The 1,274-nt window shown below is 33.8% G+C and carries 2 protein-coding genes and 1 pseudogene; all 3 read left to right on the forward strand.

The features are described from left to right. Nucleotides 1-390: pseudogene (locus NK213_RS20095) on the forward strand (hypothetical protein); the annotation flags it as partial. Nucleotides 391-532: 142 nt separating this feature from the next. Then, a complete protein-coding gene (locus NK213_RS20575) occupies nt 533-667 on the forward strand; it encodes a hypothetical protein (RefSeq protein WP_256478855.1) in 135 nt (44 codons plus the stop codon). Between the two features lie 8 nt (nt 668-675). Then, a partial coding sequence (locus NK213_RS20100) for a hypothetical protein (protein WP_253352662.1) occupies nt 676-1,274 on the forward strand: 599 nt, incomplete at its 3' end.

The following is a 1,274-nucleotide window of genomic DNA, read 5'->3' on the forward strand; positions in this document are numbered from 1 at the left end:
GGAGAACAAATAGGAGTAGACGGAGATACAATAGTTGTTGATACAGGAAGTAAAAAGTTAATACTGGGAACAGTTTACGCTAAAAATATATCAGCCGATAATATACTTGCAAGGCATATAGCAGCAAATCAAATAGAAGCGAAGCATGTTAAAGCAAATACAATAACAACGGATAAAATATTATTCGGAGCAGGAGATGCAATTCAAAAGAATGCTTCCGGAGGAATAGAGGTAAAGTTACTTAATGGTAATACTCTTTCAGTAGTAGGAATGATGAATATATTTAGTGGAGCAGGTTTATCAATATTCAACGGAACAACAACATCTAATTCAACTAAACTGACTCTTATTCAGGGTGGTGTCATAAAATTCGCTGAATGGTCTCCCTAGCTTAAATGCTTGGGTACAGGTAGGAATAATAAGCATATCACAAAGAAGTACATCACCAATATATTTAAAAGAGGATCAGGTTTATACAGTTTATACAGATTATACAGATTACTCAAATTCAAGCATAATAATATCCCCATTAATGATAGAAATCACACAGCCCGCAGAAGGAGTAGTCTGGTACACTAAAAGAACAGTAAGCGGGAAAAATGTTTATGATATAACGGCCATAAACTGTAATGCTAAATTTGATTATGAAATATATGAATACAATTAGGAGTAGCGATGTGGAAAGATAAAAAGGTTATAAGAAAAGCAAAAGTAATTACAATTCCTACAAATACAGCATTTAAACTAAGTGATTATACACAGGGCATAGCATGGGGAGAGCATATATTAAAAACAGGAATAGTAAATATGGAGCATGGTTATGATACCTACAGTGTAGAAGTACAGAATGTAAGAACCGGTCATGATACCTATTATACAAGGATATTAAAAAAGAGAGTACAATTAAATAACACACCTAATAATTATCATATCCCGTATAATCAGTTTGGACAGGTTCATACTCTGCTTAATGAATCAAACTTAGCAGGAGTAACAATTCATATAACAGTAAAAAACTGTGTGCCACCATTGCAGGTACTGGTACTTTTAAATACCCAATACTGGGTGATAAATCAAACATCAAATAATGCATCCTTTTTAATAACAGGAACTTTAAAAATACCACCCTCATCTAGCAGTCTTTTAGAAGTGCAGTTAATCCCGACAAGCGGTCAGGTAATGACTACCACTACAGCGGATATATCTTTTTACAGATTCTATGGTGTAGAAGAAGAAATAAACGGAACAACGAATGTAATAGCATATGAGGTGGA

The sequence above is a fragment of the Sebaldella sp. S0638 genome, assembly GCF_024158605.1.
Taxonomy (GTDB): Bacteria; Fusobacteriota; Fusobacteriia; order Fusobacteriales; family Leptotrichiaceae; genus Sebaldella.